The sequence below is a fragment of the Mesorhizobium sp. M0077 genome, from assembly GCF_040322955.1.
Lineage (GTDB): Bacteria > Pseudomonadota > Alphaproteobacteria > Rhizobiales > Rhizobiaceae > Mesorhizobium.
Map to the genome: position 1 here is coordinate 235,222 of NZ_JAMYUL010000009.1, position 12,798 is coordinate 248,019.

General features: G+C 61.8%; 25 protein-coding genes. All 25 read right to left on the minus strand.

Annotation, left to right across the window (positions count from 1 at the left end):
* Positions 1–9 precede the first annotated feature (9 nt).
* Positions 10–378, minus strand: a complete 369-nt coding sequence (gene rpsM / locus NKJ57_RS19235) for a 30S ribosomal protein S13 (RefSeq protein ID WP_006205445.1) — start codon at positions 376–378, stop codon at positions 10–12.
* Positions 379–589: 211 nt separating this feature from the next.
* Positions 590–1,198: an adenylate kinase gene (locus NKJ57_RS19240; RefSeq protein ID WP_023682600.1), complete on the minus strand. Its 609-nt coding sequence runs from the start codon at positions 1,196–1,198 to the stop codon at positions 590–592.
* A complete protein-coding gene (gene secY / locus NKJ57_RS19245; protein WP_023672761.1) occupies positions 1,195–2,535 on the minus strand; it encodes a preprotein translocase subunit SecY in 1,341 nt (446 codons plus the stop codon). The genes NKJ57_RS19240 and secY overlap by 4 nt, the downstream gene beginning before the upstream one ends.
* A gap of 257 nt (positions 2,536–2,792) precedes the next feature.
* Positions 2,793–3,263, minus strand: a complete 471-nt coding sequence (rplO, locus tag NKJ57_RS19250; protein ID WP_023672760.1) for a 50S ribosomal protein L15 — start codon at positions 3,261–3,263, stop codon at positions 2,793–2,795.
* Positions 3,264–3,285: 22 nt separating this feature from the next.
* The gene (rpmD, locus tag NKJ57_RS19255) at positions 3,286–3,483 is read right to left on the minus strand and encodes a 50S ribosomal protein L30 (protein ID WP_006205449.1); all 198 of its coding nucleotides are present in this window, start codon (positions 3,481–3,483) and stop codon (positions 3,286–3,288) included.
* A gap of 24 nt (positions 3,484–3,507) precedes the next feature.
* Positions 3,508–4,071 carry a 30S ribosomal protein S5 gene (rpsE, locus tag NKJ57_RS19260; RefSeq protein WP_006333394.1) on the minus strand — a complete coding sequence of 188 codons (564 nt, stop codon included), beginning with the start codon at positions 4,069–4,071 and terminating at the stop codon, positions 3,508–3,510.
* 153 nt (positions 4,072–4,224) lie between these two features.
* Positions 4,225–4,584: a 50S ribosomal protein L18 gene (gene rplR / locus NKJ57_RS19265; RefSeq protein WP_023682602.1), complete on the minus strand. Its 360-nt coding sequence runs from the start codon at positions 4,582–4,584 to the stop codon at positions 4,225–4,227.
* Positions 4,585–4,724: 140 nt separating this feature from the next.
* Positions 4,725–5,258 (minus strand): 50S ribosomal protein L6, encoded by a 534-nt coding sequence (gene rplF / locus NKJ57_RS19270; protein ID WP_023682603.1) that lies wholly within the window; start codon positions 5,256–5,258, stop codon positions 4,725–4,727.
* 41 nt (positions 5,259–5,299) lie between these two features.
* On the minus strand, positions 5,300–5,698 hold the full coding sequence (gene rpsH / locus NKJ57_RS19275; protein ID WP_006205453.1) for a 30S ribosomal protein S8: 399 nt from the start codon (positions 5,696–5,698) through the stop codon (positions 5,300–5,302).
* A 12-nt stretch (positions 5,699–5,710) separates the two neighbouring features.
* Complete coding sequence (rpsN, locus tag NKJ57_RS19280; RefSeq protein WP_010909282.1) at positions 5,711–6,016, minus strand: 30S ribosomal protein S14; 306 nt, start codon at positions 6,014–6,016, stop codon at positions 5,711–5,713.
* A gap of 27 nt (positions 6,017–6,043) precedes the next feature.
* Entirely contained in the window at positions 6,044–6,643 is a 600-nt protein-coding gene (rplE, locus tag NKJ57_RS19285; protein ID WP_023672755.1) for a 50S ribosomal protein L5, read from the minus strand.
* Positions 6,636–6,950 (minus strand): 50S ribosomal protein L24, encoded by a 315-nt coding sequence (rplX, locus tag NKJ57_RS19290; RefSeq protein ID WP_013531428.1) that lies wholly within the window; start codon positions 6,948–6,950, stop codon positions 6,636–6,638. The genes rplE and rplX overlap by 8 nt, the downstream gene beginning before the upstream one ends.
* A 12-nt stretch (positions 6,951–6,962) precedes the next feature.
* Positions 6,963–7,331, minus strand: a complete 369-nt coding sequence (gene rplN / locus NKJ57_RS19295; protein ID WP_006205457.1) for a 50S ribosomal protein L14 — start codon at positions 7,329–7,331, stop codon at positions 6,963–6,965.
* Between the two features lie 72 nt (positions 7,332–7,403).
* Positions 7,404–7,643, minus strand: a complete 240-nt coding sequence (rpsQ, locus tag NKJ57_RS19300; protein WP_010909280.1) for a 30S ribosomal protein S17 — start codon at positions 7,641–7,643, stop codon at positions 7,404–7,406.
* A gap of 11 nt (positions 7,644–7,654) precedes the next feature.
* Positions 7,655–7,855, minus strand: a complete 201-nt coding sequence (rpmC, locus tag NKJ57_RS19305; protein ID WP_006205459.1) for a 50S ribosomal protein L29 — start codon at positions 7,853–7,855, stop codon at positions 7,655–7,657.
* A gap of 13 nt (positions 7,856–7,868) precedes the next feature.
* Complete coding sequence (gene rplP, locus NKJ57_RS19310; protein ID WP_006205460.1) at positions 7,869–8,282, minus strand: 50S ribosomal protein L16; 414 nt, start codon at positions 8,280–8,282, stop codon at positions 7,869–7,871.
* 26 nt (positions 8,283–8,308) lie between these two features.
* The gene (gene rpsC / locus NKJ57_RS19315) at positions 8,309–9,034 is read right to left on the minus strand and encodes a 30S ribosomal protein S3 (protein WP_023672753.1); all 726 of its coding nucleotides are present in this window, start codon (positions 9,032–9,034) and stop codon (positions 8,309–8,311) included.
* Positions 9,034–9,423 carry a 50S ribosomal protein L22 gene (gene rplV, locus NKJ57_RS19320; RefSeq protein WP_006205462.1) on the minus strand — a complete coding sequence of 130 codons (390 nt, stop codon included), beginning with the start codon at positions 9,421–9,423 and terminating at the stop codon, positions 9,034–9,036. Before rplV ends, rpsC begins: the two co-directional genes overlap by 1 nt.
* Before the next feature lie 2 nt (positions 9,424–9,425).
* Positions 9,426–9,704, minus strand: coding sequence for a 30S ribosomal protein S19 (gene rpsS, locus NKJ57_RS19325; RefSeq protein WP_006205463.1), 279 nt, complete (start codon positions 9,702–9,704; stop codon positions 9,426–9,428).
* Between the two features lie 16 nt (positions 9,705–9,720).
* The gene (gene rplB / locus NKJ57_RS19330; protein WP_023706515.1) at positions 9,721–10,554 is read right to left on the minus strand and encodes a 50S ribosomal protein L2; all 834 of its coding nucleotides are present in this window, start codon (positions 10,552–10,554) and stop codon (positions 9,721–9,723) included.
* 23 nt (positions 10,555–10,577) lie between these two features.
* Entirely contained in the window at positions 10,578–10,871 is a 294-nt protein-coding gene (locus NKJ57_RS19335; protein ID WP_023672751.1) for a 50S ribosomal protein L23, read from the minus strand.
* Positions 10,868–11,488: a 50S ribosomal protein L4 gene (gene rplD / locus NKJ57_RS19340; RefSeq protein WP_023672750.1), complete on the minus strand. Its 621-nt coding sequence runs from the start codon at positions 11,486–11,488 to the stop codon at positions 10,868–10,870. Before rplD ends, NKJ57_RS19335 begins: the two co-directional genes overlap by 4 nt.
* Entirely contained in the window at positions 11,488–12,216 is a 729-nt protein-coding gene (rplC, locus tag NKJ57_RS19345) for a 50S ribosomal protein L3 (RefSeq protein ID WP_352511939.1), read from the minus strand. The genes rplD and rplC overlap by 1 nt, the downstream gene beginning before the upstream one ends.
* A 61-nt stretch (positions 12,217–12,277) precedes the next feature.
* Entirely contained in the window at positions 12,278–12,586 is a 309-nt protein-coding gene (rpsJ, locus tag NKJ57_RS19350; RefSeq protein WP_010909272.1) for a 30S ribosomal protein S10, read from the minus strand.
* Between the two features lie 69 nt (positions 12,587–12,655).
* Positions 12,656–12,798, minus strand: a 143-nt coding sequence (locus tag NKJ57_RS19355; protein WP_023796561.1) for an EF-Tu C-terminal domain-related protein, incomplete at its 5' end; no start/stop codon positions are given.

The window sequence follows — 12,798 nt, forward strand, 5'->3', positions numbered from 1 at the left end:
ATCGCTCACTTACTTCTTCTTGCCGGCGATCGACTTGGCCGGGCCCTTGCGGGTGCGTGCATTGGTGTGCGTGCGCTGACCGCGAACCGGCAGCGAACGGCGGTGACGCAGGCCGCGGTAGCAGCCGAGGTCCATGAGACGCTTGATGTTCATCGACACTTCGCGGCGCAGGTCGCCTTCGACCTGGTAGTCGCGGTCGATGGTCTCGCGGATCTGCAGCACTTCCGCGTCGGTCAGTTGGTTGACGCGGCGCTCGGCCGGGATGCCGACCTTGTCGACGATCTCCTGGGCGAACTTCTTGCCAATGCCGTGAATGTACTGAAGCGCAATGACGACGCGCTTGTTGGTCGGAATGTTGACGCCGGCTATACGAGCCATATTCTTCTCTTCTCCATGTGGGACCGGCCGGCCTTCAAAATAAGGCACGCGCGGCGCTGTTCAAATTACCCCGCGTCCGGTGGAGGCCGGCCCTTGCGGGAGTTCCCTAGTTTCAATGCGGCTGCCTTGCCCTTGCGGACAAGCAAGCCTCATGCCTGATAGGAAGACGGGCCGCCATAACCCAGCGAACCGTTCCAGTCAAGCGCAATCTTTACTTTACCGTAACGGTCTCCCGCGTCACCGCCGCGAGCAGCGCTTCAATCTCCGCCGTCACGGTGTCGACAGGAGCCATGCCGTCGACACTCCTAAGCGAGCGTTTGGCGTAATAATAGCCGATCAGCGGCGCCGTCTTCTTGTAATATTCCCGCAGGCGCTCTTCGAACACCACCGGATTGTCGTCCTTGCGCACCGGCTGTCCGGCGGCCTTGGCGTCGTCGGCGCGCTTGACGATGCGGCCGACCAACGCTTTGTCGTCGACGACGAACTCGATCACGGCATCGAGGCCAATGCCGCGCTCGGCGAGCATCGATTCAACCGCATCAGCCTGCACCAGCGTGCGCGGATATCCGTCGAGGATGAAACCGCTGGTGCAATCGGGTTGGTCGATGCGCTCGGCCACGATCGCGTTGACAATGGCGTCGGAAACCAGCTCGCCGGCATCCATCACCGCCTTGGCGCGCTTGCCGACTTCAGTGCCGGCCTGTACGGCGGCCCGCAGCATGTCGCCCGTCGACAGCTGCGGTATGCCGTATTTTTCTACCAGTCTTTGTGCTTGCGTCCCCTTGCCCGCTCCTGGCGGCCCAAGCAATATCAATCTCATCTGGCCTTCTTCCCCCCGCGCAGCTTCGACTTCTTGATCAGGCCCTCATACTGGTGCGCGATCAGGTGACCCTGGATCTGCGCCACCGTATCGAGGGTTACACTGACCACGATCAGAAGCGATGTGCCACCGAGGTAGAATGGTACGCCAGTTGCCGAAATCAGGAACTCGGGCAGCAGGCACACCAGCACCAGATAGATGGCGCCGACGACGGTGATGCGCGTCAGGACATAGTCGATGTAATCGGCGGTGCGCTCACCCGGACGGTAGCCCGGAATGAAGCCGGAATGCTTCTTGAGCTGGTCGGCGGTGTCCTTCGGATTGAACACGATGGCCGTGTAGAAGAAGGCGAAGAACACGATCATTGCCGCATAGAACAGCATGTAGAGCGGCTGGCCGTGGCCGAGCGAAGCGAGCACGGTGCTTGCCCAGGCCGGCAGGTTTGTCGTCTGCGAGAAGCCAGCGACCGTTGCCGGCAGCAAAAGCAGCGACGACGCGAAGATCGGCGGAATGACGCCCGACGTGTTGAGCTTCAGCGGCAGATGCGAGGTATCGCCCTGGAACATGCGGTTGCCGACCTGGCGCTTCGGATACTGGATCAGCAGGCGGCGCTGCGCGCGCTCGAAGAACACGATCAGCGCGATGACGATGATGGCCAGCACGATGATCGCGAGTATCAGCCCGGTCGATAGGGCGCCGGTGCGGCCGAGCTCCAGCGTGCCGGAGATGGCGCGCGGCAGGCCAGCGACGATGCCGGAGAAAATGATCAGCGAAATGCCGTTGCCGATGCCGCGGGCGGTGATCTGCTCGCCCAGCCACATCAGGAACATGGTGCCGCCAACCAGCGTGACGACGGTCGAGATGCGGAAGAACATGCCGGGATCGTTGACGATGCCGTTGCCGCCTTCCAGGCCCACTGAAATGCCGTAGGCCTGCACCAGCGCCAGGAGTACCGTGCCGTAGCGCGTGTACTGGTTGATGACCTTGCGGCCCTGCTCGCCTTCCTTTTTCAGCGCTTCCAGCGACGGAATGACCGAGGTCATCAGCTGCATGATGATGGAGGCTGAGATATAAGGCATGATGCCGAGCGCGAAGATCGCCATGCGCTGCACGGCGCCGCCGGCGAACATGTTGAACATGCCGAGCACGCCCTTGGCCTGCGAAGAGAAGGCCTGCGCGAATGCATCCGGATTGATGCCGGGCAGCGGGATATAGGTGCCGAGGCGATAGACGAGCAGCGCGCCGACGGTGAACCAGATTCGCTTCTTCAGGTCCTCCGCCTTGGCGAAAGCCGCAAAATTCAGATTCGAGGCTAGTTGTTCAGCAGCCGAAGCCATGCCTGATTCTCCGCTAGAGCATGATGCCGAAAAGTGTGAAGCGGTTTTCGGACAACGTCATGCGCTACTTCTTTGATTTGTATGTCACGCTCGATGCCCGCAGCTCAGGCGGCGCGTGGCACCGAAGCTCACGAGATAAGCTCCGGGCTCTAAACATGCAAGCGGCCGCGTTGACGCGGCCGCCTAATTGATCGGATCAAAGCGCAATCGTGAACAAAAACGGATACCGTTCCTGCCGACCGCGCTTCAAATTGCCGTTACTCCGCTGCCGCTTCCGGCAGCTTGACCGAACCGCCGGCCTTTTCGATCTTCTCGATCGCGGCCTTGGAGGCGCCGGCGACGTCGAAGGCAAGCTTTGCCTTGAGCTCGCCGTCCGAGAGGATGCGCACGCCGTCCTTGACGCGGCGGATGACGCCGGCGGCAACGAGTGCCTCGGCCGTCACGGTCGCCTTGGCGTCGAGCTTCTTGGCATCGAGCGCCGTCTGGATACGAGCCAGCGACACGACGACAAAGCTCTTGGCGAAGATGTTATTGAAGCCACGCTTCGGCAGGCGCCGATAGAGCGGCATCTGGCCGCCCTCGAAGCCGTTGATGGCAACGCCGGAGCGCGCCTTCTGGCCCTTGACGCCGCGACCGCCGGTCTTGCCCGAGCCGGAGCCGATGCCACGGCCGAGACGCTTCTTGGAGTGCGTCGCGCCGTCCTTGTCACGCAGATCGTTGAGTTTCATCTGGGTTCTCCTGCGCTTTTGCTCAGCCCTCGTCCACGACGCGGACGAGATGCTGGACGGCAGCGATCATGCCGCGCACCGAGGGAGTGTCCTCCAGCGTGCGCTGCTTGTGCATCTTGTTGAGGCCGAGGCCGACCAGCGTTGCGCGCTGTTCCTTCGGGCGGCGGATCGGCGAACCGATCTGCTCAACGGTGATGGTCTTGGTTGCTTTCTTGGCCATGGTCAAAATCCCTGGTCAGATCGACTATTCTTCAGCCGCAACGGCGGTGCCGCGGCGGGCCTGAAGGGTCGAATATTTGATGCCGCGCGCAGCAGCCACATCCTTGGGATGCATCTGGCTCTTCAGCGCGTCGAATGTGGCACGAACCATGTTGTAGGGGTTCGACGAACCCATCGACTTGGCGACCACGTCATGCATGCCGAGCGTCTCGAAGACAGCGCGCATCGGGCCGCCGGCGATGATGCCGGTACCCTGCTTGGCAGCGCGCAGCAGCACGCGTCCGGCGCCCCAGCGTCCTTCGACGTCGTGGTGCAGCGTGCGGCCCGAGCGCAGCGGCACGAAAATCATGTCGCGCTTGGCCGACTCGGTTGCCTTGCGGATCGCTTCCGGCACTTCGCGCGCCTTGCCGTGACCGAAGCCGACACGGCCCTTCTGGTCGCCGACGACGACGAGTGCTGCAAAACCGAAGCGACGGCCGCCCTTGACGACCTTGGCGACGCGGTTGATGTGGACGAGCTTGTCCACCATGCCGTCATCGCGTTCTTCACGATCGCGGCCGCGGCCGCCATCCCTACGTTCCTGTGCCATATCCTGTTCCTTGTTCTTTTCCGGAAGCACGGTTGCTGATAAGATCCGGTGCGCCTCTTTGGGTCACCGGGGGCGAATTATTTTTCCTTGCATGATCTTGACCGAAAAGTCTGCAACTTTTTGCTGCGCTGACCTTCGGTTCGGAACAGGCAATTAGAAGCTCAGACCGCCTTCACGGGCAGCCTCGGCCAGCGCCTTGACGCGGCCGTGATAGATGTAGGCGCCGCGGTCGAAGACGACTTCCTTGACGCCGGCCTTCGAAGCGCGCTCGGCGATCAGCTTGCCAACAGCGGCTGCTGCCTCGGTGTCGGCGCCGGTCTTGAGCGAACCCTTGAGGTCCTTCTCGAGTGTCGATGCAGCCGCGATGGTATGGCCCTTGGCGTCGTCGATGACCTGCACGTAGATGTTCTTCGACGTGCGGTGAACCGAGAGACGCGGACGTTCGCCGGCGACCTTCTTGATCTGGCGGCGGACGCGCTGCGCGCGGCGCTGGATGGATTCCTTGGTAGCCATGATAGTCTTCCTTGCCTTCAAAAAACGGGGGCCGCCATGTGCGGTAGGCGAAAGCGCCTCCCGCGACTGCTCCCCGCGGCGTTGCACTTCTTTGGCCTGGCCTTTTCCGAAGAGTCTGCAACTTTTCGGGGCCAGGCCTACTACTTCTTCTTGCCTTCCTTGCGGACGATCTTCTCGCCGGCATAGCGGACACCCTTGCCCTTGTAGGGCTCGGGACCGCGATACTCGCGGATCTCGGCTGCAACCTGGCCGACCTGCTGCTTGTCGATGCCGGTCACGGTGATTTCCGTCGGCTTCGGCACAGTGATCGTGATGCCGGCCGGCGTCTCGTAAACGACGTCGTGGCTGAAGCCAAGCGCCAGCTGCAGGTTCTTGCCCTGGAGTGCCGCGCGATAGCCGACGCCGGTAATCTCGAGCTTCTTCTCGAAACCGTCCTTGACGCCCTGCAGGATGTTGACGATCTGCGTGCGCGACATGCCCCACTTGGAGCGGGCGGTCTTGGTCTGGTCGCGCGGCTGGACAGCGATTTCGCTGCCTTCCATCTTGACCAGCACTTCGTCGTTCACCACGAACTTCAGCTCGCCCTTGGGGCCCTTCGCCGTCACGGTCTGGCCGTTGACGGTCGCGGTCACGCCCTGCGGCAGCGAAACGGGTTTCTTTCCAATACGAGACATTTGGTTGTCCTCGTCACTTCTCTTGTTTCAGGTCTGCCGAATTAGAAAATCTGGCAGAGGATTTCGCCGCCGACATTCTGTTCGCGTGCTTCGTGATCGGCCATCACGCCCTTCGGCGTCGAAAGGATGGCGATGCCGAGGCCGTTGGCGACGTGCGGGATCGACTTGGCCGAGACGTAAACGCGGCGGCCAGGCTTCGAGACGCGGGCGATTTCGCGCACGACCGGAGCACCGTCGAAATACTTCAGCTCGATTTCGATTTCGGACTTGCCGTTGTCGAAGTCGGTCTGGCTGTAGTCGCGGATATAGCCTTCAGCCTTCAGCACGTCGAGGACGCGGGTACGCAGGCGCGAGGCCGGCGTCGAAACGCTCGACTTCTTACGGCCATACGCGTTGCGGATGCGGGTCAGCATATCGCCGAGAGGATCGCTCAATGACATGTTATGTCCTCCTTACCAGCTCGACTTGACCAGGCCCGGGATCTGGCCGTTATTGCCGAGATCACGAAGCGCGATGCGCGATACTTTGAGCTTGCGATAATAGGCGCGCGGACGGCCGGTAACTTCGCAGCGGTTGCGGATGCGGATCTTGGCCGAGTTGCGCGGCAGGGCAGCAAGCTTCAGCTGAGCGCGGAAACGCTCTTCCATCGGCTTGGACTGGTCCATGATGATCGCCTTGAGCGCTGCGCGCTTGGGACCGTACTGGTCGGCAAGCTTGCGGCGCCTGTTGTTCTTCTCGACTGAGCTGGTCTTTGCCATTTCAGATTTTTCCTTTTCTCGCTGCCGTTACTGGCGGAAGGGGAAGTTGAAGGCCTTGAGCAACGCCCTGGCTTCGTCGTCCGTTTTCGCAGTCGTACAAACGATGACGTCCATGCCCCAGATCTGATCAACCTTGTCGTAGTTGATCTCCGGGAACACGATGTGTTCCTTGATGCCCATGGCGTAGTTGCCACGGCCATCGAAGCTCTTCGGATTCAGTCCGCGAAAGTCGCGGACGCGCGGCAGTGCGATGTTCACGAGACGGTCGAGGAACTCGTACATGCGTTCCTTGCGCAGCGTGACCTTGGCGCCGATCGGCATCTTCTCGCGGACCTTGAAGCCGGCGATCGAATTACGGGCGCGGGTGACGACGGCCTTCTGGCCGGCGATCATCGCCAGGTCTTCGGCCGCGATCGAAGGCTTCTTCGAATCCGCGGTCGCTTCGCCGACGCCCATGTTCAGCACGATCTTGTCGATGCGCGGAACCTGCATCTCGTTCTCGTAACCGAACTGCTCCTGCAGCGCCTTGCGGATGGTCTCGTTGTAGACCTGCTTGAGGCGCGGCGTGTTCTGGGCCTTGGACTGTTTGCTTTCAGCCTTGGGCTTCGTGGTTTGAGCCTTAGCCATTGATGACTTCTCCCGAGCGCTTGGCGACGCGCACCTTCTTGCCGTCCTTCTGGAAGATGAAGCCGACGCGGGTCGGCTTGCCATCCTTGGGGTCGGCCAGCGCGATGTTCGACAGCTGGATCGGCGCTTCCTTGGTGATGATCCCGCCCTCTTGGGACTGGGACTGCTTCTGGTGACGACGGATCATGTTGACGCCGCGCACCAGCGCGGTGTCTTCCTTCGGCTGAACCGAAAGGACTTCGCCCGAACGGCCCTTGTCCTTGCCGGCCAGCACGACGACCTTGTCGCCTTTTCTAATCTTTTGCATTGGTCCGGCTCCTTACAGCACTTCAGGCGCGAGCGAGATGATCTTCATGTGGTTCTTGGCGCGGAGTTCGCGCGGAACCGGTCCGAAGATACGCGTGCCGATCGGCTCTTTCTTGTTGTCGACGAGAACGGCCGCGTTCTTGTCGAAACGGATCACGCTGCCGTCCGGGCGGCGGATGTCCTTGGCCGTGCGAACCACGACCGCCTTCATCACATCGCCCTTCTTAACGCGGCCGCGCGGAATGGCTTCCTTGATCGACACCACGATGATGTCGCCTACGGAAGCGTATTTCCGCTTCGAGCCGCCCAGCACCTTGATGCACATGACACGACGGGCGCCGGAATTATCCGCGACGTCGAGGTTTGTTTGCATCTGAATCATGACTGGCCGCCTTCTTCTCTTCTAACGGGACGGGCTCAAAGCCCCTCCCCGGTCTGTCCAAAATTCGGTTTGTTACGCCTGGTCCGAAGACACGACGATCCAGCGCTTGTCCTTGGAAATCGGCTTCGATTCCTGGATGAACACCTGATCGCCGACCTTGTGGGCGTTGTTCTCGTCGTGCGCCTTGTACTTCTTGGTCATGCGCACGGTCTTCTTCATCACGGGATGCGTGAAGCGCCGTTCGACCTTGACGACTACCGTCTTCTCGTTCTTGTCGCTGACGACAGTGCCCTGCAGAATGCGCTTTGGCATGATTTTCGTCCTTAAGCCTTCTTGGCCGCGGACTTTTCCGCAGCGATGGTCTTGATACGCGCAATGTCCTTGCGAACCTGCCGCACGCGCGCGGTCTTCTCGAGCTGGCCGGTGGCCTTCTGGAAGCGCAGGTTGAACTGCTCCTTCTTCAGGCTGGCCAGATCGTCGGTCAGCTGGTCCTGGGTCTTGGTCCGGATGTCTTCGGCTTTCATGATCAGCCCGTCCTTATTCTGCGATGCGCTGTACGAAGCGCGTCCTGACCGAGAGCTTGGCCGCGCCGAGACGCAGCGCCTCACGGGCGGTTTCTTCGTTGACGCCGTCGATCTCGAACATGATGCGGCCCGGCTTTACGCGCGCCGCCCAGTAATCGACAGCGCCCTTGCCCTTGCCCATGCGCACTTCAGTCGGCTTCGACGTCACCGGCACATCAGGGAAAATACGGATCCACACGCGGCCGGCACGCTTCATCTCACGAGTGATCGCGCGGCGGGCCGCTTCGATCTCACGCGCGGTGACGCGGTTCGGCTCAAGCGCCTTCAGCCCGAAACCACCGAAATCCAGGTTGGTGCCGCCCTTTGCGGTACCATGGATACGGCCCTTGAACTGCTTGCGGAACTTTGTGCGCTTTGGCTGCAGCATCGTTCTAACTCCAAATTCCTAAATAATCAGGCGTTTTCGCGACGACGACCGCGTTCGCGATCACCACCACCGCCATGCGCAGCATCACCCTCGGTCGCGCGACGCTCCGAAGCCATCGGATCGTGCTCGAGGATTTCGCCCTTGAACACCCAGACCTTGACGCCGCAGATGCCGTAAGCCGTGTGCGCCTCGGCCGTGCCATAGTCGACATCGGCGCGCAGCGTATGCAGCGGCACGCGGCCCTCGCGGTACCATTCCATGCGCGCAATCTCGGCGCCGCCGAGACGGCCGGCGCAGTTGATGCGGATGCCTTCGGCGCCCAGGCGCATGGCCGACTGAACGGCGCGCTTCATGGCGCGGCGGAACGCGATACGACGCTCGAGCTGCTGGGCGATCGACTGGGCGACCAGGGTCGCGTCGATTTCCGGCTTGCGCACTTCAACGATGTTCAAGTGCGTCTCGGACTTCGTCATCTCCATCAGCTTCTTGCGAAGCTTCTCGATGTCGGCGCCCTTCTTGCCGATGATCAGGCCCGGGCGCGCCGCATGGATGGTGACGCGGCACTTCTTGTGCGGGCGCTCGATCACGACCTTCGAAATCGCAGCCTGCTTGAGTTCCTTTTCAAGATATTTGCGGATCTTGATGTCCTCATGCAGCAGCTTGCCGTACTCGCCGGTGTTCGCGAACCAGCGCGAATCCCAGGTGCGGTTGATGCCGAGGCGCAGACCGATCGGATTGACTTTCTGGCCCATTATGCGGCCTCCCCTTTTTCTTCGACTTCACGAACGACGATCGTGAGGTGCGAGAACGGCTTTTCGATACGGCTGGCGCGACCGCGGCCACGAGCATGGAACCGCTTCATGACGATCGACTTGCCGACATAGGCTTCCGCCACGATCAGCGCATCGACGTCGAGGTCGTGGTTGTTTTCCGCGTTGGCGATCGCCGATTCCAGCGTCTTCTTGACCGTGCCGGAAATCCGCTTGGCCGAGAATTCGAGATCGGAAAGCGCTGTCGCGACCTTCTTGCCGCGGATCAGCGCGGCAACCAGGTTCAGCTTCTGCGGGCTGATACGGATCGTGCGCAGAACGGCGCGCGCTTCGTTGTCAGCAAGCCTGCGCGGAGCTTTGGCCTTGCCCATGATTATTTCCTCTTCGCCTTCTTATCCGCGCCGTGACCGTAATAGGTCCGGGTCGGAGCGAATTCACCGAACTTGTGACCGACCATGTCCTCGTTCACCGAGACGGGAACATGCTTCTGGCCGTTGTAGACACCGAAGGTGAAGCCGACGAACTGCGGCAGGATGGTGGAGCGACGGCTCCACATCTTGATCACCTCATTGCGACCACCTTCACGAACCTTGTCCACCTTCTTGAGAAGGTAGCCGTCGATGAAGGGGCCTTTCCAAATAGAACGAGTCACTTGGCGTTACCTCTTCTTAGCTCTTGCGCTGATGGCGCGAGCGCAGGATGAACTTGTCGGTCGCCTTGTTGGACCGCGTCTTCTTGCCCTTGGTCGGCTTGCCCCACGGGCTGACCGGATGACGGCCACCGGAGGTGCGGCCTTCACCACCGCCATGCGGATGGTCGACCGGGTTCATGGTCACGCCGCGATTGTGCGGGCGCTTGCCGCGCCAGACCGTGCGGCCGGCCTTGCCGTCGTTGATGTTGCCGTGGTCGGGGTTCGACACGGCGCCGACGGTGGCCATGCAGGAGCCGTGAACGACCCGCTGCTCGCCCGAGTTGAGGCGCAGGATCGCCATGCCCTGGTCGCGACCGACCAGCTGTCCGTAGCCACCTGCCGAGCGGGCAACCTGGGCGCCCTTGCCCGGCTTCAGCTCGATGTTATGGACGATCGTGCCGACCGGCATCGAGGCCAGCGGCATCGCATTGCCTGGCTTCACGTCGACCGATTCACCGGCCACGATCTTGTCGCCGGCGGCAAGGCGCTGCGGAGCGATGATGTAGGACAGCTCGCCATCGTCATACTTGATCAGCGCGATGAAGGCGGTGCGGTTCGGATCGTATTCAATGCGCTCGACCGTGCCGACGACGTCGAACTTGCGGCGCTTGAAGTCGATGATGCGGTACGAACGCTTGTGACCGCCGCCGATGAAGCGGGCCGTGATGCGGCCGTGATTGTTGCGGCCGCCCGACTTGGTCAGGCCTTCGGTCAGGCCCTTGACGGGCTTGCCCTTGTAGAGGCCCGAGCGGTCGACGATGACCAGCTGGCGGGTGCTCGGCGTTACCGGGTTGAATTTTTTAAGTGCCATGTTTGTTGTCCTCGCGGCCTAGCTCAGAGACCCGTCGCGACGTCGATCGACTGGCCGTCGGCCAGTGTCACAATCGCCTTCTTGACGTCGCTCTGGCGGCCGATCGTGCCGCGGAAGCGCTTGATCTTGCCCTTGCGGACAAGCGTGTTCACGGCCGTAACCTTGACGCCAAACAGCGCTTCGACAGCGGCCTTGATTTCCGGCTTCGACGCCTTCTTGGCGACGTTGAAAACAACCTGGTTGTTCTCGGAAGCCATGGTCGACTTTTCGGTGATCGCCGGCGAGACGATCACGTCGTAATGACGGAGGTCGGTCATTTAAAGCGCTCCTCGAGAGCCTCGACGGCGGCCTTCGAAAGGACCAGCGTGCCGCGGCGCAGAATGTCGTAGACGTTGATGCCCTGGATGGGCAGCACGTCGATGTTCGGGATGTTGGTCGCCGCCAGCTTGAAGTTCTGGTCAAGCTCGGCACCGCCGATCACCAAGGCGTTGGTCAGGCCCAGCGTCGCGAAATTCGCGATCAGCGCCTTCGTCTTGGCCTCGGTCAGCTTCAGCTCGTCGATGATGATGATCGACGCGCTCTTGGCCTTGGCCGAGAGAGCATGCCGCAAGCCCAGAGCGCGCACCTTCTTCGGCAGATCGTGCTCGTGGCTGCGAACGACCGGGCCGTGGGCCTTGCCGCCGCCGCGGAACTGCGGAGCGCGTGCCGAATGGTGACGGGCGCGGCCCGTACCCTTCTGCTTGTACATCTTGGCGCCGGTGCGCGCGATTTCGGCGCGGCCCTTGGCCTTGTGCGTGCCCTGCTGGCGCTTGGCCAGCTGCCAGCGCACGACGCGCTGCAGGATGTCCTCGCGCGGATCAAGGCCGAAAATCTCCTCGGAGAGTTTCACCTTGCCGGCGTCCTTGCCGCCAAGCGTTGTGATCTTGAGATCCATTATTCTGCTCCCTCTGCGGCCGGAGCCTCGTTCTTGGCGCCATTCTCGGCGGCAACGGCGCGGATCGCGGCAGGCTTCGGCGCATTGGCCGGCAGTGCCACCTTGGCCGCATCGCGGACCAGGATCCAGGCGCCCTTCGATCCGGGAACCGCACCGCGGATCAGGATCAGGCCGCGATCGGCGTCGGTCGAAACGATCTCGACATTCTGTGTGGTAACGCGGGTGTCGCCCATGTGGCCAGCCATATGCTTGCCCTTGAACACTTTGCCCGGGTCCTGACGCTGGCCGGTCGAACCGTGCGTACGGTGCGAAACCGAGTTGCCGTGCGTCGCGCGGCCACCACCCATGTGGTGGCGCTTGATGACGCCCTGGAAACCCTTGCCGATTGTCGTCCCCGTCACATCGACCTTCTGGCCGGCGACGAAGTGCTCGACGGTGATCTCGGCGCCGACATCGATCATGTTGTCAGCGGAGACGCGGAACTCGGCGACCTTCGCCTTCGGCTCGACGGAAGCGGTCGCGAAATGGCCGCGCATCGCCTTCGACGTGTTCTTCACCTTGGCAAGGCCAACGCCGAGCTGGACGGCGGTATAGCCGTTCTTCTCCTGCGTGCGCTGAGCCACGACCTGGCAGTTCTCCATCTGAAGAACGGTGACGGGAACATGTTCCCCGGCATCATTATAGATGCGGGTCATTCCCACCTTCTTTGCAATCACACCTGAACGCATCGGTTCAATTCCTTTAGAGTTCCGGGCCAGGGGCACCGCCCCTTACCGCGCTCTCATTCCCTTAGAGCTTGATCTCGACGTCGACACCGGCGGCCAGATCGAGCTTCATCAAAGCATCGACCGTCTGCGGGGTCGGATCGACGATGTCGAGCAGACGCTTGTGCGTGCGCATCTCGAACTGCTCGCGGCTCTTCTTGTCGACGTGAGGCGACCGGTTGACCGTGAACTTTTCGATCCGCGTCGGCAGCGGAATGGGGCCGCGGACGTTTGCTCCGGTGCGCTTGGCCGTCGACACGATTTCTTTCGTCGAGGCGTCGAGCACGCGGTGATCAAACGCCTTCAGGCGGATGCGGATATTCTGTCCGTTCATGCGTCACTTCCTTGTTCTGGCGCGGCGCGGGCAAATCCTGCGCCCGCGACAGATCGGTTTAAGTCCAAATTACTCTTTGATGGTGACGACGATGCCGGCACCGACGGTGCGGCCGCCTTCACGGATGGCGAAGCGCAGCTTCTCTTCCATGGCGATCGGCACGATCAGCTCGACATCGACCGTGATGTTGTCGCCGGGCATAACCATTTCCG